This is a genomic window from Saccharibacillus sp. CPCC 101409 (genome assembly GCF_030518235.1).
GTDB lineage: Bacteria > Bacillota > Bacilli > Paenibacillales > Paenibacillaceae > Saccharibacillus.
This window is the reverse complement of the sequence record NZ_JAULSA010000003.1, coordinates 66336-85290: the sequence shown is the minus strand read 5'-3', so window position 1 is coordinate 85290 and position 18955 is coordinate 66336. Positions and strand designations below refer to the sequence as shown.

18 protein-coding genes are annotated in these 18955 nt (G+C 57.1%); 4 read left to right on the top strand and 14 right to left on the bottom strand.

What is annotated here, in order from left to right; genetic code table 11:
• Nucleotides 1-470 precede the first annotated feature (470 nt).
• From QWJ34_RS08280 to QWJ34_RS08265, 4 genes are all read right to left on the bottom strand, one after another.
• Nucleotides 471-965 (bottom strand): VOC family protein, encoded by a 495-nt coding sequence (locus QWJ34_RS08280; protein ID WP_302726858.1) that lies wholly within the window; start codon nucleotides 963-965, stop codon nucleotides 471-473.
• A 74-nt stretch (nucleotides 966-1039) separates the two neighbouring features.
• A complete protein-coding gene (locus tag QWJ34_RS08275; RefSeq protein WP_302726856.1) occupies nucleotides 1040-2758 on the bottom strand; it encodes a putative glycoside hydrolase in 1719 nt (572 codons plus the stop codon).
• Between the two features lie 33 nt (nucleotides 2759-2791).
• Complete coding sequence (locus tag QWJ34_RS08270; RefSeq protein ID WP_302726854.1) at nucleotides 2792-3730, bottom strand: DNA-3-methyladenine glycosylase family protein; 939 nt, start codon at nucleotides 3728-3730, stop codon at nucleotides 2792-2794.
• A gap of 81 nt (nucleotides 3731-3811) precedes the next feature.
• Nucleotides 3812-4645, bottom strand: a complete 834-nt coding sequence (locus QWJ34_RS08265) for a helix-turn-helix transcriptional regulator (protein ID WP_302726852.1) — start codon at nucleotides 4643-4645, stop codon at nucleotides 3812-3814.
• Between the two features lie 141 nt (nucleotides 4646-4786).
• Between QWJ34_RS08265 and QWJ34_RS08260 the strand changes: the two genes are divergently transcribed.
• The gene (locus tag QWJ34_RS08260; protein WP_302726850.1) at nucleotides 4787-5389 is read left to right on the top strand and encodes an isochorismatase family protein; all 603 of its coding nucleotides are present in this window, start codon (nucleotides 4787-4789) and stop codon (nucleotides 5387-5389) included.
• 197 nt (nucleotides 5390-5586) lie between these two features.
• Here the strand turns inward: QWJ34_RS08260 and QWJ34_RS08255 are convergent, their stop codons facing one another.
• A complete protein-coding gene (locus QWJ34_RS08255; protein ID WP_302726849.1) occupies nucleotides 5587-6570 on the bottom strand; it encodes an aldo/keto reductase in 984 nt (327 codons plus the stop codon).
• A 339-nt stretch (nucleotides 6571-6909) separates the two neighbouring features.
• Between QWJ34_RS08255 and QWJ34_RS08250 the strand changes: the two genes are divergently transcribed.
• Complete coding sequence (locus QWJ34_RS08250) at nucleotides 6910-7494, top strand: TetR family transcriptional regulator (RefSeq protein WP_302726847.1); 585 nt, start codon at nucleotides 6910-6912, stop codon at nucleotides 7492-7494.
• Between the two features lie 68 nt (nucleotides 7495-7562).
• Here the strand turns inward: QWJ34_RS08250 and QWJ34_RS08245 are convergent, their stop codons facing one another.
• Both QWJ34_RS08245 and QWJ34_RS08240 read right to left on the bottom strand, forming a co-directional pair.
• Entirely contained in the window at nucleotides 7563-8351 is a 789-nt protein-coding gene (locus tag QWJ34_RS08245) for a nitroreductase family protein (protein WP_302726846.1), read from the bottom strand.
• A gap of 218 nt (nucleotides 8352-8569) precedes the next feature.
• The gene (locus QWJ34_RS08240) at nucleotides 8570-9016 is read right to left on the bottom strand and encodes a TetR/AcrR family transcriptional regulator (protein ID WP_302726844.1); all 447 of its coding nucleotides are present in this window, start codon (nucleotides 9014-9016) and stop codon (nucleotides 8570-8572) included.
• 147 nt (nucleotides 9017-9163) lie between these two features.
• Here QWJ34_RS08240 and QWJ34_RS08235 point away from each other — a divergent pair, with 147 nt between their 5' ends.
• Complete coding sequence (locus QWJ34_RS08235) at nucleotides 9164-9916, top strand: SDR family NAD(P)-dependent oxidoreductase (protein ID WP_483314253.1); 753 nt, start codon at nucleotides 9164-9166, stop codon at nucleotides 9914-9916.
• Between the two features lie 40 nt (nucleotides 9917-9956).
• Here QWJ34_RS08235 and QWJ34_RS08230 read toward each other — a convergent pair whose 3' ends face one another.
• On the bottom strand, nucleotides 9957-11270 hold the full coding sequence (locus QWJ34_RS08230) for an MFS transporter (RefSeq protein WP_302726843.1): 1314 nt from the start codon (nucleotides 11268-11270) through the stop codon (nucleotides 9957-9959).
• A 12-nt stretch (nucleotides 11271-11282) separates the two neighbouring features.
• Entirely contained in the window at nucleotides 11283-13316 is a 2034-nt protein-coding gene (locus QWJ34_RS08225) for an alpha-L-rhamnosidase-related protein (protein WP_302726841.1), read from the bottom strand.
• A gap of 169 nt (nucleotides 13317-13485) precedes the next feature.
• Between QWJ34_RS08225 and QWJ34_RS08220 the strand changes: the two genes are divergently transcribed.
• Nucleotides 13486-14457 carry an AraC family transcriptional regulator gene (locus tag QWJ34_RS08220; RefSeq protein ID WP_302726839.1) on the top strand — a complete coding sequence of 324 codons (972 nt, stop codon included), beginning with the start codon at nucleotides 13486-13488 and terminating at the stop codon, nucleotides 14455-14457.
• A 44-nt stretch (nucleotides 14458-14501) separates the two neighbouring features.
• Here the strand turns inward: QWJ34_RS08220 and QWJ34_RS08215 are convergent, their stop codons facing one another.
• The 5 genes from QWJ34_RS08215 to QWJ34_RS08195 all read right to left on the bottom strand — a co-directional run bounded on the left by QWJ34_RS08215 (nucleotide 14502) and on the right by QWJ34_RS08195 (nucleotide 18748).
• Nucleotides 14502-14867 (bottom strand): VOC family protein, encoded by a 366-nt coding sequence (locus tag QWJ34_RS08215; RefSeq protein WP_302726837.1) that lies wholly within the window; start codon nucleotides 14865-14867, stop codon nucleotides 14502-14504.
• A gap of 51 nt (nucleotides 14868-14918) precedes the next feature.
• Nucleotides 14919-16046 carry a DNA polymerase III subunit beta gene (gene dnaN / locus QWJ34_RS08210; protein WP_302726835.1) on the bottom strand — a complete coding sequence of 376 codons (1128 nt, stop codon included), beginning with the start codon at nucleotides 16044-16046 and terminating at the stop codon, nucleotides 14919-14921.
• A gap of 100 nt (nucleotides 16047-16146) precedes the next feature.
• Nucleotides 16147-16413 (bottom strand): ribbon-helix-helix protein, CopG family, encoded by a 267-nt coding sequence (locus QWJ34_RS08205; RefSeq protein WP_302726833.1) that lies wholly within the window; start codon nucleotides 16411-16413, stop codon nucleotides 16147-16149.
• A gap of 197 nt (nucleotides 16414-16610) precedes the next feature.
• Nucleotides 16611-18071 (bottom strand): DHA2 family efflux MFS transporter permease subunit, encoded by a 1461-nt coding sequence (locus tag QWJ34_RS08200; protein WP_302726832.1) that lies wholly within the window; start codon nucleotides 18069-18071, stop codon nucleotides 16611-16613.
• A gap of 89 nt (nucleotides 18072-18160) precedes the next feature.
• Entirely contained in the window at nucleotides 18161-18748 is a 588-nt protein-coding gene (locus tag QWJ34_RS08195) for a TetR/AcrR family transcriptional regulator (protein WP_302726830.1), read from the bottom strand.
• Between the last annotated feature and the right edge of the window lie 207 nt (nucleotides 18749-18955).

Here is an 18955-nt window from a genome sequence, read left to right as displayed (position 1 = left end):
GCAGACGGCAGCAGACGCACGAAAGCCCATCCGGAAATCGGATGGGCTTCAGATTGTCGAGAAACGATTGGATGTAAACCTCATAGGCAGGTTCTATTGGAATGAAAGGCCGGGGAAAGAGCTGGAGAACTAAAGTGAGCAGCAGGACGAATCTAAAATAGCTGCATATAGGCCCTTATTCCGGCTTAATCTTACGTTTTCGAGAAAATAACTGCGCTCATACCATTATTCCGGGCTTTTCCGCTTCGATTCGGCCTTTGGCTCCCGAATAGTTGCGCCTGCGTCGCTATTTGAAGAAACTGAAGGGTTTCGCTCCAAATAAGTGCATATGCGTCGCTAATTTCCGTTTGGAACCCTGTCCGGCTTGCTCGACAGTCCTAAGCCCATCCGGCAGTCGGATGGGCTTTTCTCTATGTTTGGCTTCACAAGAAGCTTCATTCTCGCAAAAGTCCCGCCGCCCCGAACGGCGCTCAGCCTTCGTAAGCCCGCTCCAGTTCGGGAATATCCAGCTTCTTCATGCCGAGCATGGCTTTCGTCACCCGTCCGGCGCTGTCGGCGTCGCCGCTGCCCAGCAGCTCGTGCAGACGCTTCGGCACAATCTGCCACGACACGCCGAACCTGTCTTTGAGCCAGCCGCACTGCTGCGCCTTCTCGTCTCCGCCTTCGGAAAGAGCGTTCCAGTAACGGTCCACTTCGTCCTGGTCGTCGCAGCTTACGATAAACGAGATCGCTTCGTTAAACTTGAAATGCGGACCGCCGTTGAGCGCGACGAAATTCTGGCCTTCAAGCCGGAATTCCACCGTCATGACTTTGCCTTCGGCCGTCTTGTCGTAGCTTTCCTTGCCGTAACGCGCCGTTCGAACAATCCGGGAATCGGAAAATAAAGAAGTGTAGAATTCGGCCGCTTCCTCCGCTTGAGTATCAAACCACAGGTTGGGTGTGATCTTCTGGATCTTGCCCGGCATGCTGACTCCTCCTTCGTTATCGTTTCCTTGCGCCTCCAGCATAGCAGGAGCCGCCGTCTCTCTCGATAAACGGTTTACGGCGTTGCTTTCGCGCTCCCGAACACGGCCTTCCCCTTCGAATCTTCGCCCGGATTGCTGAGCGCAAGCCCGATATAAGCCCGGTCGTTCATCGGAACGCGGATACTTCCGACCCGCGTCCAGCTCCTGCCGTCACCGGAAACGAAGCCGACGAACGTATCGCCCGAGCGGCTCAGCTTCAGCCAGGCCGAAGACGAGGCGCCGGCCGTGCGATCGGCGGTCTCTCCGCCTTTTTCCGTGCGATATTGAAAAGACGCCCCGTTCTCCGGCGTCAACACCATATCGACATGCCGGGCATCCGCGGCCAGCGATTCCCGAATCGACAACCCGGCTTTGGCCCAATCGTCCAAACGGCTCAGCGATTTGACCTGCACGACCATCTCCGCATTGCCCGCGATCGGCCGGTAAACGAAGTTCAATCGATCGGACTCGCCCCAGACATCCGTGGAGGAGCCGCCGAGCGTAAAGTGCTTCTTGGACGATTGGTACGCGGCCGTTCCCGGCATCGAACCGATATTTCTGGCGCTCCATGCCGCCGGCAGCTTCGCGTCATAATCCTGTTCGCCCGAAGCCGGCCAACCGGTCCGTTCGTCGATCGCGGCCAGCTCGTCTTCCGTCCACGCGCCGTAAGCGAAAAACGACAGCCGTTCGACCTCCGGATAATTCCGCCGGATGCCGGCGTAGATCTCTTGATAGTCTTCGTCCGTCCAGTCCTGATCCAGCGTCGGCACGATCCGCGCCTGCGTCCCCGCAAGCCGGTTCCGCACGTCTTTCAGGATGCCGGACCGGTCGCCGTATACCCACTCGCCGTCGTAACCCCAATCGTCGAAATAAGCCATCGGGGCGATGAAATCGACGTACGATTTGAACTTGGCGACGTTTTGCCCGACTTCCGCGAACTGCGGCGGCAGCACATATACGCCAAGCCGCACGTCCGGATTGGAGGAAGCCTCCAGGTCGCGCCGCACGTCGCGCACGTACTGCCCGATCCGATCCGCGCGCCACTCGTTCCACTGCTTGCGCCGAACCGAATCTTTGGCAAAATCGATGTCGAGCGGCGAATAGCCGAACTGCGCCTTGTATTCGGCGATCGTATAGTCGCTGACGTCCATGTTGTAATCGTCGAAACGAATCCAGTCCAGCACCACCCCGTCGACCGAATAGTTTTCGACCACTTCCCGGACGATGGAGCGTTCGTACCGCTGCACCTCGCGGTTAAGAGGATTCACGAAGTATTCGCTGCCGTTCGAACCTGTAAACGGAACGCGGACGCCGTCCTCGAGCGCCTGCATCTGCCAGTCCTCGTTTTGCAGGAACGCTTCCTGGTCGTGAAACTGCGGAATCCAGGCGTTCACCTTGATCCCGGCGGCATGAGCCTGCGCCACGACTTCCCGCAGCGCGTCGAAGTCTTCGTAGCCTTCCGCGACCGGCGCGATTTTGCTCCGATAAAAGACCTGCCCCGAAGGCGCCTCGTCGTCTTCGTCCTGCTTCACGTTCATGCTGATGACGTCGACGCCGTGCCGCTCCGCCAGTTCCATGAAGTCCCTCACATCGGCTTTGTCCTTGAACTGGTTGACCGTGCGGACGATCACTTCCGTTTCGAACGGCGGGTAATCGCCTTCTTCGGCCGAGGACGGCGCGGCAGCGCCGAGCAGCGAGAAGGTTAACACAAGACTCGTAAGCGCCGAAAATTTCTTTTTCCCGACAAGCGTCATCGGTTTCGCCTCCATGCGTTCGTTTTTATCGGTTCAATATAAAATCCGCCACAAATAAAACGTCGCATACGACTCCCAGAGCGACCACCCGGCGGACAATTCCAGTATATGCGCCCGGGTCGGCTTGGCGTCAAGACCCAACACGTATTTGATCGAATTGTGCAGGCCCACGTCGTCGATCGGAAAAGCTTCCGGCAGCCGCAGGCAGCGCATCAGCACGTAATGGGCGGTCCACGGCCCGATGCCGTGCACGCGGGTGAGCATTTTCTCGGCCTGCTTTACGTTTTCGGCCTGGAGAAGCTGCTCTTTGGTCAACTCGCCTTCGGCAATCAGCCGGGCGGTTCCGATCAGGTACTCGCATTTCTTCACCGTCGTGATCCCGGCTTCGGTCAGCTGCTCGGGCGTAAGCCCGGCGACCCGCTCGGCGGTCGGGAACAGCCAGTACGTTTCGCCTTCGCGCACAAGCGCCCGGCCGAAGCTTTCGACGAACCGTCTTTTTAACGTATAGGCGAAGCCCAGATTGATCTGCTGCCCGAGTATGCCCCAGCAGACGGCTTCGTACAGATCGGGAATGCCCATGTTGCGCAGCCCGTAGAACGACTCGACCGCCTGCTTGAGCAGGGGATCGTTCTTCGCCATCCGGTAAAAAGGCGCCAGGTCGGTGCCGAGGTCGAACCAGTCGTGTACGTACTCGGCGACGCCGGCGCGCAGGGTCGGCGAGTCGGCGTCGGGCTCTTCGAGGAAGCGGACAATAAGACGGCGTTCGTCGTAGGGCGCGATTTCGACCACCGTATCCTGCCGGCCGACGGCGATCGCTTTATACATTTTTCCGCCGCGCAGCGTATACAGGGTTTCGTTGGTCGCGGTCGCAAGATGGTTATAGTTTTCGGCAAAACTGAATTCGGCGGGAACGGGAATCAGGAGATCGGGGCCGTGGTCGGACCAGAAATGCGAGCTGCGGGTATTGGGCATGGGATGGGTCGGACCTCCGTTTCGTAAGGGCGCAGTCTGGTTGCATCGAATGTACTCCATCTATTAACCGTGCGAGCGACCCTACGAGCCGAGAAGTTTATTCATCCGCTCTCGGGTGTCTTCGTCCAACGGCAGGTTGACGGTAACTTGAAGATCGACGGAGTCCATAGCCTGAAAAGAAAGATGTCCGAAGCGAAGGCGGCCGGCAGCAGGGTGATACAACCGCTTCTCTCCTTCCGGCGCGTGAACGACTTCGTGCAGCGGCCACCATTCCCGAAATTCTTCGCTGGTCCGACTCAAATCTTCGATCATTTCGGTCCACCACGGCTCCTCCGCCGCTCTCGCATAGTTGGCCCGGAATTGAGCCAGCCGATGCTTCGAATTTTCCTCCCAGCGCTCCCCCAGCAGCTGCCTGGCATAAGGAGTCGTGAACAGCCGCCAGACCGAATTCCGCTCGCGCGCTCCCATGGCTTCGTAATCCCCGAACACAAGCGCCGCCGCCCGGTTCCAACCCACTACGTCCCATCTGGAGTTGACTACAAAAGCGGGACTTGCTCCCTGTTCGTCCAAAAACCGCTGCAGCAGCGGGCCGACCCCGCTTTGCGGTTCGCGTTCTTCGCGGGGCAAATGGCCGGCGGCGAGCAGAAACAGATGCCGGCGTTCGCTCCCGCTTAATTGCAGAGTTCGGGCAAGACTTTCCAGCACCTGATCGGAAACCCGAATATCTCTTCCCTGCTCCAGCCATGTATACCAATCGATGCTGATTCCTGCCAGAACCGCGACTTCGGCTCTGCGGAGTCCGGGCGTTCTTCTTGTACCGGTCGACGGCAATCCCAACTGCTCCGGCGTCAAGCGGGCCCGTCTGGTTCGAAGGAACTCGCCCAGCTCTTTCATTTTATCCTGGCTTCCCTTCATGCCGCCGCCTCCGTTTCCTGCTTGATCCGAACCTGGTAGCCGCAATCCTAGGTTCATTTCCCTTCTGTTTATCTTACACCGCCGATCCTATACTGGCATAGACGCGAGCGACTGCCATATTGAAACAGGAGGACTTTGGAGATGAATACACAAGATAACGATTATCGGACCGATACGGAAAAAGAACGCCTGCTGGACTGGAACAAGACCGCGCTGGTCGTGATCGATTTGCAAAAATGGCTGGGAACCGGATATGCGCCTTACTCGGCCGGTCAAGTCGCTGCCAACGCCGCCAGACTGGCCGGACGCTTCCGGGACAAAGGGGCTTTCGTCGTGCTGGTGCACGTTTCGAGCAAAGATCTTCAAGACATGCCCCGGCCCAAGCTGGACGCCGCGCCTCCGGCGCTGAATCTGGCGGCAGGCTGGGACGAATTCTTGCCTGAACTGGCCCAGGCTCCCACCGACCATATCGTCTCCAAAAAGCAGTGGGGCGCCTTCCATGGAACCGATCTCGATCTGCAGCTGCGGCGCCGAAAGATCGAGACGATCGTGCTGTGCGGCATCGCTTCGGGTATCGGCGTGGACACGACGGCCCGAGAAGCGTTCCAGCACGGCTACGATCTTGTATTTGCGATCGATGCGATGACGGGCTTTACGCAATCCGAACACGAACATGTCCGGGACGTCATCTTCCCGAGAATAGGACGGATACGCACAACGGAAGAAATTATACAGGCGGATTAAACAGCGTCTGTCCGCACAGTCTCGATATCCAGCTCGATCCCGATCTCGTTTCCCACGACGACTCCGCCGGTTTCCAAAGGCAAGCTGAACGTCAGGCCGAACGCGCCTTTGATTTCGCATACTGTGAAGCATACAAAAAAGCTGCTGACAGCGTTGTGTCGGCAGCTTTTGCGGTACGTCATGCGATTTTTTGCTTTTTAATTGCCCAGCTTGTCCGAAACCCGGGACGGGTAGCGTTCGCCGGCAACCTCGATCTTCGACAGCGCTTCGCCCAGGCTGTTCAGATCGGCGGCGGTGAGTTCCACTTCGGCGGCTCCGAGATTCTCTTCCAGGCGTTCCAGCTTTCTCGTGCCCGGAATCGGAACGATCCACGGTTTCTGCGCCAGCACCCAGGCCAGCGCGATCTGCGCCGGCGTTGCCCGCTTCTCCGCCGCGATAACGCGAATCAGCTCGATCAGCGTCTGGTTGTGGTCCAGATTCTCCGCGTTGAACCGGGAAGTGAGCGTGCGGTTGTCGGCACGGTCGAAGACCGTGTTCTTATCGATCGTCCCCGTTAGAAAGCCTTTGCCCAGCGGACTGAACGGAACGAACCCGATCCCGAGTTCTTCCAATGCCGGCAGCAGTTCCGCTTCCGGGCTGCGCCACATCATCGAATATTCGCTCTGCACGGCAGCGAGAGGCTGCACGGCGTGCGCGCGGCGAATCGTGGCCGGATCGGCTTCGGACAGTCCCCAGTGCCGGATCTTCCCCTGCGCGATCAGCTCCTGAATCGCGCCGGCCACTTCTTCGATCGGCACGTTCGGATCGACGCGGTGCTGATAATACAGATCGATCGTCTCGACCCCGAGCCGCCGGAGCGAACCTTCTACCGACTGCCGGATCTTATCCGGGCTGCTGTCGAGCACCGGGCGCAAATTGTCCGACATCAAGCCGAATTTGGTCGCAATCGCGACTTTGCCTTTGAGCGGGGCCAGCGCTTCGCCGACCAGCTCTTCGTTCGTATAAGGCCCGTACAGCTCCGCCGTATCGAACAGGGTCACTCCGCGCTCGAACGCCTGACGAATCAGCGTAATCATTTCTTGTTTATCCGGCGCAGGACCGTAGCCCATGCTCATCCCCATACAGCCCAACCCGAGCGCCGATACCTCCAAGCCGCTGTTTCCAAGCATTCTTTTCAACATGATGATCATCCTTTCGCGTCTATCTTTTGTTAATTGACTAACCGGTTAGTTAAATATAGTCCTTTCTAACCGTTTAGTCAAATGATATACTGATCGGGAAACGAAGCGAATCGCAATTCTAGGGCATGGCTTGAAACTCCGAGGGGAGCAGATTTGGCCGAATTTTCGTTCTCGACAAGGAACTTTTCCGAAGGCGTGCCGGGGCACGTCAAGGGAATGTGACGCAGGCATTGAATGAAGCGTACACGCTTTAAGTACGGTTCATTTAGAGGGCGAAAAGGCAGCTAAAGATGCACGTCAGCGAGTTTTAAGACACGCCCTCAATAAGGATGATTGAATATGAGAAATGCCGAAGCGACGCGCGAGCTGATCCTGACCGCCGCCATGGACGAATTTTCCGCTTACGGAATCGCCGGGGCCCGGGTCGATCGCATCGCCAAGACCGCCGGATTCAACAAGAACCTGATCTACGTGTATTTTGAAAATAAAGAAACGCTGTTCGCGACCGTGCTGCAAAAATATATCGACCGCGCGTTCGACGCGATTCCGTTTACGCCCGAAGACCTGCCGGATTACGCGGCCAGGGTGTTCGACTTCGCCATGGACAATCCTAAGCTGATGCGGCTGCTCATGTGGTCCAATCTGGAGCAGCCGATATCGGGCCGCCCCGAGCGCGGCGAAGTGCACGAGCAGAAGATGCAGCAGATCCGGCAGGCGCAGGACTCCGGCCGCACGGGCTCCGCGTTCTCGCCGAAGTTCCTGCTGACGTCGATCATGACGCTGGCCACCGCCTGGACGGCGACCAACCCTTTCGGCTCTTCGGGCGCTTCCGATGCGGAAAAAGACCGGGCCGGTTTGAGAAGATCGATAGCCGAAACGGTAGAGCTGATGGTGCGGGCGGAAGCCGGGAAGCCCCGGCCGTAAAACGGTCCGGCCATCAAAAAAGACGATTCTCCATACGGAGAACCGTCCAACGACAGGCAGATTCCGATTTACTCCGAATCCCCATTCTTCATAAAATTCTGCGTCTCCAAATAATTCAGCACCGTCTGCGAGAAGTCGAGGTGCGATTCTTTGGTGTATTTGGCGATCGTGTAGATCTGGGCAAGGTTTTTCAGTCCCAGCTGTTCGGTCATTTCTTTGAGATGAGGCACGTCCATGTAGCGTTTCCAGCCTTTTTCGTTGCGGTCCTTGTAGATCTCCTGAATGCGCTCGTCCGAATAGTCCTGGTACTGCTCGTCATGCACCAGTCCCTGCTGCGGCAGGCGGTCGCGGAGCGCGGGAGATTCGGCCGGGTAGCCCAGCGAATAGCCGACGACCGGCACGACGTTCGGCGGCAGATTCAGGATCTCGCCGATCTGGTCGCAGTTCGCCAGCGTCGAGCCCATGTAGCAGATGCCGAGCCCTTCATTCTCCGCCGCCAGCGCGCAGTTCTGCGAAGCGAGCGTCGCGTCGATCGCCCCGATCATAAAGCTCATGAAGTTGTCGAAATGCACCGGCGCGTCGTTCAGCTCCAGCCATCTGCGCATCCGGTTGAAGTCCGCGCAGAACGTCAGCAGAACCGGCGCGTCCAGCACCATCGACTGGTCCATATGCGGCGTGTACAGCTTCTGCCGAAGCTCCGGGTCCCGTGTAACCACGATCGAATAAGACTGCATATTGCCGCTGGACGATGCCCGAATGCCGGCTTCCAGGATGCGGTCCAGCACTTCCTGGCCGACTTCCCGATCCTCGTAAGCTCTAATCGAACGGTGTCCGTGAATCACTTCGTTGAATTCCAAAGTCCTCATCCCTCCCCATTTGCGATGCTCGTTTCCCCATTCTAAAGAAATCCGCTTGCTAACTCAAGAACTGATCAGCGTTCCCGCAACTCCCAGCCTCTGATCAGATGCCGCACAGCAGCGACGGCCCGTCCGTCAATCTCCTCTCTGCCAATCCTCGTATGCGCGAACATCCCCCTGATGGTACATATCGGAGAAGCCCTGGCTGATCGCCTCCATCAATTCGATGATCTCGCTCCAGGTCGCGCTTGCTGCACCAACGCGAACAGGAATCGGACCATTTCGCGTTTTCCCTCGATAAAATCGACGAATTCCATTCCTTTGAGCGCGGCAAACAGTTCAACGCCGATAAACCGGTCGATAGCATACCGCACATAAGCGCCGGCCGTCGAAGCCAGTCGATCCACGGGATCGTCGCCGGCGGCTTCGGCCGCGGCACGCATTTCCGCCGACAACCTGGCTAGAAAAGCCAGCCCCGTCTCCATCAGCAGACTCTCGCGATGCGGAAAATGACGATAAGGCGCGCCCGACGACACACCGGCCCGCTTCGCCACCTTGGCCACGGAGAAACCGCTGATGCCGACCTCCGAAATCAACTCCAGCGAGGTGCGAACCAGCGTTTCCCGCAGGTCGCCGTGATGATAGCTTCCTTCCCGTTCAGACATGGTATCTCTTCTTCCGTTCTCTATATTCGGCCTTTGCGTTTATTATAGCCTACCCTTGCGCCTGAATGTAATGAAAAACTTACATTCATTCTGCCAGCGTGTAAGCATCCTTTTACATCAATCGCTGATAAAAAGGGGCTCTGCAAAATGACGCTTACCCTAATTTCTGGAGTCAATAAAGGATTGGGCTTTGAAAGTGCGCGGCGTCTTATCGAATTGGGCCATAGCGTTTATATCTGGGCGCGCGACGCGGAGCGCGGCAGGCAGGCCGCCGAGACGCTGGGCGCCCGGTTCGTTCAGTTAGACGTGATGGACACGGACTCCGTGAATGCCGCCGCGGAAATTCTGGCACAGGAAAGCCGGCTAGACGTCCTGATTAACAACTCCGGCATTACCGGCGCGCACAAGCCACCCGAAGACATCACCGTGGACGACATTCGCCAGACTTATGAAACGAATGTGTTCGGCATCGTGCGCGTGACGCATGCTTTTCTCCCTCTGCTTCGCCGTTCGGACGCTCCGGTTATCGTAAATGTCGGCAGTGGACTCGGCTCTTTCTGCATGGTCACGAATCCCGAAACGCTGGCGTCGAAGGTCAACACGCTCTCCTACAGTTCGTCCAAATCGGCCGCGTCGATACTTACCCTGCAGTATGCCAAAGGACTACCCGATATTCTGGTAAACGCCGTCGATCCAGGCCGACTCGAACCGGTCTTACCGGGCAAGGCCATCAGACGGTCCAGCAGCGGGTGTCAATGCCGTTGTACCGATGGCGACGATCGGCAAGGACGGGCCGACCGGCACTTTTACGAAACGCGGCAGCGTCATACCGTGGTGAGCAGCAAACGTCAAGCGCAAAGAACCGAAGCCGATGTTTATCGGGCTTCGGTTCTTTTTTAGAGCGTTGAGTGAAAGTTGGATGGGAGGTGTGATTTTAACATTACTTCTGCGCCGCTGCTCTCGCGCTTGCGCTCGGCTCCGGCCCTTTGATGCCGGGATCGGCGATATTGTACTTTCTCACCATCCGGATCGTAACGCCGGCGAAGATCCAGCAGATCAGCAGTGAGGCGACGAGCAGCCACATCAGCAGATTCGGGGAATAATTCATGATGACCGGAGTGAACACGGAGCAGACGGCGGTCAGGATGCGCACGATCGCGATCGACACGCCCGTGGCGCTGGCCCGCATATCCGGCGAATAGAAGGCCTGCGTCCAGATCTTGAAGATCGACTCGCCGTGCAGATTGTTGCAGGCGGAGTAAACGAAATAAGCGATGGAGAACACGATCCAGGACGTCGCGCCGAAGATACCGGATACGACGAAGGACAGGGTGCACAACAGCAGGCCGATGTTCATCATGGTATAGCGGTGCTTGGTATCGGCGAAGCGCATGTAGATGAAGAACAGAACGGCAATCGCGGCTGCGTTGGCGAAGAAACCCAGCGCCGTCGAATACGACTGCGAACGGCCGTTGATCGTCACGAGGAAGTAGTTGACGAATGAACCCCAAGTGTTGGCCGGAATATTCCAGAACAGATAGAAGCCGGTCACGGACAGCAGCGGCAGCAGGTACCTTTTCGAAGCAAAAATAGTTCGAATCGACAGCTTCGTCTCCGGCTGGGTCGAAGCGTTCTTGTGCGCATTTTCTTCATACAGCTCCTGCTCCACCTGGCGGAACCTGCGCGAGAATACCCGCATGCCCCAGTTGATGAGCGCCACGGCGGCAATCCAGATAAACAGCAGCCGCGTGCCGGTCATGCCCATCGTCGCGGTGGCGAAGCCCAGCGCCTGCGAGAGCAGAATGCCGAGAATCCAGAACATGCCAGTCACCGTAATGACTTTGCCGTGTCGTTCGGGCGCGACGCGTTCGGTAATGACGGCCAGCGAAGTCGGCAGGTCCGCTCCCGAAGCCAGCCCGGCAATGACCAGCCCGACCAGCAGCATCTCCAGACTGCCGGCGAAGCCGATAATCAGGCTGCCGACGGCCACCAGCAGAATGTCGATGTTGAACACGCGTACGCGTCCGAATTTGTCTGACAGCCGTCCGCCGAGCAGTGCACCGATTGCCACGGACAGCGTCAGCGTCGTGCTGATGACTCCCGTCCACCAGGCGTTGACCCCGAAGTGATCGGACCAGATTGCCAGGGCAATGCCGGCGCTGACCAGCAGGGCGGCGTCCAGATACGAAGCAATCCCCGCGATACTGGCCAGAAACCAATCTTTTCCCGACAGCTTTTCATTTGCTTTGTCCATGTTCATTCTCCTCTAACTTTGATAGGATCCTGATAAGGTCACGCTTACGGCCTGTCCCGGCGGCAGCTCGACAACGCGGTCCGACAGGCGCAGGACGCCCCTGGCGGCGCTCGCGGTCACCGTCAGCCGCTCCCGAAGCCGCTCGATTGTCACGCTTCCCGCTCCAACCGGCAGCGTGCAGGTCAGCTCGCCCGGCAGCTCGGTCCGCGGCGCGACTTCAAAGCTCGCGTATCCCGGCGCCGTCGGCCGGACGCCCAGGAGATAGCGGCCGATCAGGTAGATCGGGCTCGCGCCCCAGGCGTGACAGAGACTCTTACCGTATTTGTCTCCGTACATCGCGTACTTCTCCGGTCCCGTCTCGCTCGGATCGTAATACTCCCAGAAGGTCGTCGCACCCTGGTCCAGCATGCCTCCCCAGTAAGACTTGATCTGCTCGATCACATAAGCGTATTCGCCGATCTTCGCCATCACTTCCAGCTCCCAGAACTTGAAGTACGGCGTATGAATGGCGGGGATGTCCGGATTCAGCAGCACGCGCCGCTTGATCGTCTCCACTCTCTCTCCTTCCGCATAACCGAACAGAACGGCAAAAATGTTGGCGTGCCGGGTCACGTTTCTGCTGCCGGATTCGTAGCTGTCGATATAGCCGCCCAGCTCCTCGTCCCAGTAGAACCGCTCGATGTTGGTCTTCAACTCCGCCAGCTTCTCCTCCAGGTCGAACGCGGGCTTTCCCAGCGCTCCGCGAACGACGATCACGCTCTCGTACGCGCGGGCCAGCAGCATCTGTTCCGCGCACAGCGGTCCCAGCTTGTCGAATTCCGCCCAGTCGATATAAATCCAGTCGCCGGGCCGGCCGTAGATGAACCCGCGTTCGTCGATCTGCCGACAGCAGTAGTCCAGCAGCGATTCCATTTTGGCATAGACCGTCTCCAGAAACCGCAGATCGCCGAAGGTGTTGTAATAGTCCTCCAGACTGATAAGCCAGTACAGCGAGTAATCGACGATAGTGTTGAGATGCTGCCGGAACGGCTCGCCGCCGCGCAGTCCCACAATGGTCCGCTCGACGATCTCTTTGTTGAAGAACGTATACGGATTGATAAAATAGCTCTGATACGCGTCGCCCGACCAGACCCACTTGTCCCGCTTGATCCCGTCCAGGAAAAAAATATCGCTGCACGCGCGGAAAGTCCGATCGGCGACCGCCCAGATCTCGTTCAGTCGTTCGTCCGAAGACTGGAATTCGCTCACTCCACCGAAGTCAACGAACTGGCGATCCGCCGTGACGACAACCGAATCGTCCTCGATCCCGGGCAGGAAAATATAGCGAAAAGCCCGAAGCCGCGTGGCAAATGTAAGCTCCCCGATCCGTTCCAGTCCGTGGTCGTCCGAAGACCGGATGTTCTGCCTGAGATAGCAGTCCTCCACGTCCAATGCCTCCGTCCGGCTCTCGCCGTAGCAGAGCGTAACCGCTTTAAATTCGGCGTTGAACGTAAGAAGCGTCGCCGCCGTGACGTCGTAACCGAAGTCCAGCAGCCGTCCTCCGTTTACCTGTTCGATCGCGATCGGCTCTTTCAGCTCATGCGCGTATGGGAATACCGCCGGGTCCTGCTCCGGCCGGGTAAACAGCTCGCTTACGCCTGCCGGTAGTTCATGTTCGAGGTGATTGGACGCCAGCCATGATTCGTCGGAAGCAATCACCCGACCTTGTACTAGCACGCTCGGCAGTCCCTCCAGATGGGCGACCACCGCCTCGATCTCTACTTTGCCGGGCGCACAGGTCACCTGTTGGCCGAACGGATATTTCTTGACCTGCTTGCTTCCGTCCGGCAGCCGGCGCTTGACCGCGATGTACCCTTTGCCGCGTACATATGCCGTAAACGTCGTTTGCTCCGCCAGTTCATAAATGCGCGAAAACTCGATCTTATGATTCCAGCCCGACGCATACCAGTAGGCCGGCCAGTCGAAACCGCGTTCCTCGCGGCTGAAGTTCTGCTTCATCATATGGTAAATCTCAAAATCGCCGGGAAACCATATCCAGCCGTTCATTGATCTCATTCCTTCCTTATTTCTTGTTAACCGCTTACAAAACCAAGTATAATCTAAATATAATCCACATCGAATGGTATTAAATTATGTAAGAATGGTCTTTATTCATGTTTGTTTGAAAGATCCGCGAAATCGATTTGCAATGTGTTTCAAATGAGGAGGGTGGAGAGTGAATGTACGAACGCTAGACGAGGAGTTGTTTCGGCATACGGAGATCGAGCGCCTGCAGCTTGCGGACAAGTTGAATATCAACGAACTGAATTTGCCTTATGCTCTACAGCGCGTCCCCAAAATTCCCAAGGAAGCCTTTTTTCTGGACGGCAATATTTTCATCAACAAGCAGCAGCGCTTCTCTCCGATCCCGGCGCATACGCACGACTTCGTCGAGATCAACTACATGTATTCGGGCAGCTGCACGCAGTATATCAACGAGGAGAAGATCAACCTGAAAAAGAACCACATCGTAGTCATGGACAAGGATGTGGTTCACCGGGTGGACGAAATCGGCGAAGACGATATTCTGATCAATATTCTGGTACACGAGAGCTTCCTGTCCACCAGCATTCTGTTCGAGGCGGCTCAAGCGCATTCCATCTTCAGCGAGTTTCTGGTCAACGCGATTCGCGAGAAATCGGTTTACCATAATTTCCTGCTGGTCGACGCCTCCGAGAATGCGATGATTCTGCAGGTTCTGCGCGGCATGATGATCGAACATTTCGGCTGGAAGCCTTTTCGCGAGGAAATCATCAAGCATTACTTCTCGGTCTTCAGCTACGAGATCAGCCGCGAGCTGGAGAAGTGGGCGCTGGAAGGCACGCGGAACCCGGCCAACCCCAAGCTGATGGAGATCGTCCATCACATCGACCGGCACTACCGCGATATCTCGCTCGAGTCGTTGGCCGAAGCATTCCAGTACAACAAAAATTATCTGTCGCTCAAGATCCGGCAGGAGCTAGGCAAAGGATTTCTTGAACTTTTGAACGACAAACGCCTGAGCGTTGCTCGCAAACTGCTGCGAGAAAGCGATCTGTCCGCCGCCGAAATCGCATACGAGATCGGCTACAGCGATTCGAGCTATTTCTACAAGCTGTTCAAGCAGCGATATGGAGAAACGCCTCTAAGTTACCGGAAGAAAAGTTGAGGAGTCGGGCAAGAAACGAAACAGCTTTCCGATTAGCCTATTCGTCAGCGATGCTGTGCCAGCTGCACTTCAAAGCCGTCGGGGTCCAGGATATAGAAAAAGCGCAGATGCGGATTGGGCTCAATCGGACCGCGGGCGACAGGGATGCCTTTTTGCCGAAGTTCTTCGATCGCCGCGTCCACGGACTCCACTTCGAAACCGACCGAAATTCCGCTGTCCGGCCGCACCGCCTTGTCGCCGCCCTGGATCAGTTCGATCTTCGGCTGGCCTTCCGGACCCAGCATGGCGATAAGCTTGCCCCGGCTTTCGAAGCGGCGCTGGATAGGCAGACCGAGGAGGTCATGGTAAAAAGCGAGAGACGTTTCGAGATCGCGAACGCGAAGGGTGATCCAGTTCAGGGTTAAGCGCATGGGAATCGGCTCCTTTTTACAAATAAGGTTGAAAACCAAACAGCAAAAGCATTATTCCGGCGTCCGGACCGAGGTGATCAGATACAGGCTGGACTTGAGCGGATCGTCCGGGAGAATCACGAGAGGCGTATTTTTGCCCGCATACCGGATTCGGGTCCGCCCGCAGTCGCTGCCGCGCAGCAGTTCGAGCAGCAGCCTGCCGTTCAGCGACAGCGCAAACGCTTCGCCGCTCATCTCCAGCAGAGGCACTTCGTGTTCGATATCGCCTACCTCCGCCGTCCGGGACGACAGCCGCAAACGCTCCGCGGCCGCCGCCAGACGGATCGTATTCCCGCCGGCCAGGATAGTGACGCGCTCGACCGCTTTGAACAGGGCTACCGTATCGACGAAGATTTCGGACAGAACATTTTCGGGAATCACGCTTCTCACGGCCGGAAAAGTCCCTCGAATCAGCGTGGACTCTACCTCCAAACGGCCGGCCGTGAACTTTACTCGGCTGTCCCCCACCTCAATCTCCGCCGCTGCGTCTTCGTCGCCCAGCATCCGGGAGATTTCTTGCAGATTTTTGGCCGGAATAATGACGTTGAAGCCGCTGCCGGGGCCGTTCTCCATCTGCACGGCCCGGGACGCCAGACGGATTCCGTCGGTTGCGATCAGGCTGAGCGAATCCCTGTCGTACTCCCACAGGACTCCCGTTAGCACCGGCCTGTTCTCCGATGCCGACGCCGCTGCCGCCACCTGCTTGACCGCCGATCTCAGCAAAGCGTTATCCATGCGAAAGGTGCGGGACGAACGTTCCGCCGCGTGGCCGAGATCGGGAAACTCCGCCGGGTCCATTCCGCATAACCGCATATGAAAAGGCCCGGAAGAGATGGTGAGGATCAGCGGTTCTTTGAGCTCTAGCGTCACTTTTTCGTCGTCGAGTTTGCGAATAACGGCGTAAAAATACGTCGAAGGGATCACGATCGCTCCCGCTCTCGCCACCGTCACGGACGCGCCGTCCTGCGGAAGCGTAAACCGGATCGTCAGGCTTCCGCTGCTTGCCGTAAACGTCACGCCTTCCGCGCCGGCTTGAATCTTGATCCCCTGCAGGATCGGCATCGGACTATTGCCCGCCACGGCTTTGACCACGTGCTGGAGCGCATGGATCAGCGAATCTCTTGCCAGTTCAACCCGCAAAGTCTTCACCCGCCTCGGATAGAATTACTGCGAATAGTACCTTGTCAACGCTTAATCAGAGGTTTACGTTCGCCTTAAACGCACACGCTTTAAGCGCGATTTAGGTGGGCGTAGCCTTACCTTTAGTGTTGATAGGGTAATAGTACGACTCCAGAATGCTGCGAATGATCTCCGAACGGGATTGGTTGTGCTCCTCGCGTTCGGCTTCGATCTTCTCCCAGATTTCTTCCGTCAGGGTCAGCGAGACTTTCTTCGTCACGCCGATGCTTTTTCTGCCGGCGCCTTCCCGCAGCCCTCCTTTTGTAAAAACGAAGCCTAATTGTCCTTGTTTGTTGGAGACGTCGACTTTGATCGGGTTGGACTTCAAATTTATATCTCCTTTTTGATTAAAGTTACTTTATTCAATAGGGTTATGTATCTATCTTAGCATGGCGTTATCAAGGTTTGCAATATTTTAATCGGCCGCCTAAAACCCAAGCGCGAAGCAAAAAGAGCGATGCTTTCCCTCGATGGGAGAAGCATCGCTCTTGAACGTACTTTTGGACAACGCGGGCCGATTAATGATTAATGCATCGGGCCCTGCGATTTCGCCGCCGATCCGACTTTGACGCGCTTCACGAACAGCGACACGATCAGGCCGACGATCGCCAGAACCATCGCGAACACGAACGCGCCCTGCACGCCCGACGTGAATCCGGCGAGCTTGTTCTCCGGGCTTTCCGGATTCGCGATCCCGCTCAGGAAGCGGGCCTGGCCGGCGCTCAGGATGCTGACCGCCACCGCGGTTCCGATCGCGCCGGATACCTGTTGGAGCGTGTTCATGATCGCCGTGCCGTGCGGGTAATACTCGCGCGGCAGCTGGTTCAGACCGTTGGTCTGCGCAGGCATCATGATCATGGAGATGCCGACCATCATGAAGATATGCAGCGTGATGATCGTGCCAAGCGTCGTTGCCGGATTGATGCCCGTGTACATGAACAGCACGACCACCACGATGGCGAGGCCGATGACGACCAGCCATTTCGGACCGAATTTGTCGAACAGACGGCCCATGACCGGGGACAGCAGGCCGTTGAGCAGGCTGCCCGGAAGCAGGACCAGACCGGCCGTCAGCGCCGTAACCGCCATGCCCTGCTGCAGGTACATCGGCAGGATCAGCATCGACGAGAGCATCATCATCATGGAGATGAAGATCAGCACCAGGCCGAGCGTGAACATCGGGTATTTGAACGCACGCAGGTCCATCAGCGGCTCCTTCATCTTAAGCTGGCGGATACTGAAGAGCAGCAGGGACAATACGCCGATCGCCAAAGTGCCGATCACGATCGGACTCGTCCAGCCGCTGCCGGCTTCGCCATGCCCGCCCGCGCTGCTGAAGCCGTAGACGATACCGCCGAAGCCGAGCGTGGACAGCACGATCGACAGCACGTCGATCTTCGGTTTAGTCAGCTTGGAGATATTCGGCAGGAACAGCAGGCCGCACACCAGCGAGAGGATGAAGAACGGCAGGGAGATCCAGAAGATCCAGTGCCAGCTCAGGTTGGCCAGGATCAAACCGGAGATACTCGGGCCGCTGGCCGGCGCGAACATGATGACCAGGCCGATCAGGCCCATGGCGGCGCCGCGCTTTTCGATCGGGAAAATAACCAGGATCGTATTGAACATGAGCGGCAGCAGCAGCGCCGTACCGATCGCCTGCAGCACGCGCGCCAGCAGCAAAATTTCAAAGCTCGGCGCAAGCGCGGCCACGAGCGTGCCGGCGATCGAGAAGATCAGCGACGTCGTAAACAATTGACGCGTGCTGAACCACTGCAGCAGCATGCCGGATACCGGCACCAGGATCCCCAGGACGAGCAGGTAGCCGGTCGTCAGCCATTGAATCGTCGTGGGCCCGACTTCGAGCATCGACATAAGCGGCGTCAGCGCCACGTTGAGCGCCGTTTCCCCGAACAGGCCGATAAATCCGCTCAGCAGCATCGCGAACAGGATCGGAAATACTTTGTACGTTTGGTTTTCTTGCTTCATATCCTGCCGGCTTCCTGCGGAATCGGCTTTCATTGAACCTTCCACTCTTCCATCCTCCTCGAACATCTCGAACTTTCTGTTGATACGCGTTACGGAGTGCCCTGCACATGCTTCGCCACAGCCGCCAAATGGTCGGCGGCCGCAAGCAGCGGCTGCTTGCTCTGGTTCGTCAGGCTGATGATGAGCGCGCCTTCCATCAACGCGACGACCAGCAGCGAAGTCTTCCGCGCCTGTTCTTCGCTCATGCCGTCCAAGACGAGGTGCTTCGTAATGACGACCTGCCAGTCGGCGAACACGCTCTGGCAGTCCGCGCGAAGATCGCTGCTGATGCAGGACGTCTCGACGGCGGCCCAGAAGCTGAACGGCATAAACCCGGTAAATCCGGCCGCTTCCGCTTCATCCGCCATATCGCGCACGAACTGCTGAAGCCCTTCCGCCGTATTCGCATGCGCGGCAAACGTTTCTTCGAACTTCCGCAAAATATGCTCGTTCGTTTTATGGATGCATACATGCGCGAGCTCTTCTTTGCCCTGCGGAAAATAATGATATAACGACCCTTTAGGCGCCTGGCTTTCTTTCACGATCTGATTCAAGCCGGTCGCATGATATCCTTGTGAAAAAAACAGTCTCGCTGCCGTATTGACGATGGCCTCTTTAGCATTGGACTTTTCACTCACCCCAGACACTTCCTTCGAAAATTATATCAATCGGTCTACATACATTATCTTTATCAAACGGTGGCTGTCAATACTTTTGCATCAAATTTAAAATGTAATCGTTATCAACAAAAGCGATCTTCGGACCCATAAAAAAGAGAACCGTTCCGGATCGACGCGTGCGTCGTTACTCCGGAAAACGGTTCTCTCGTTCACGCTGAAATCAAA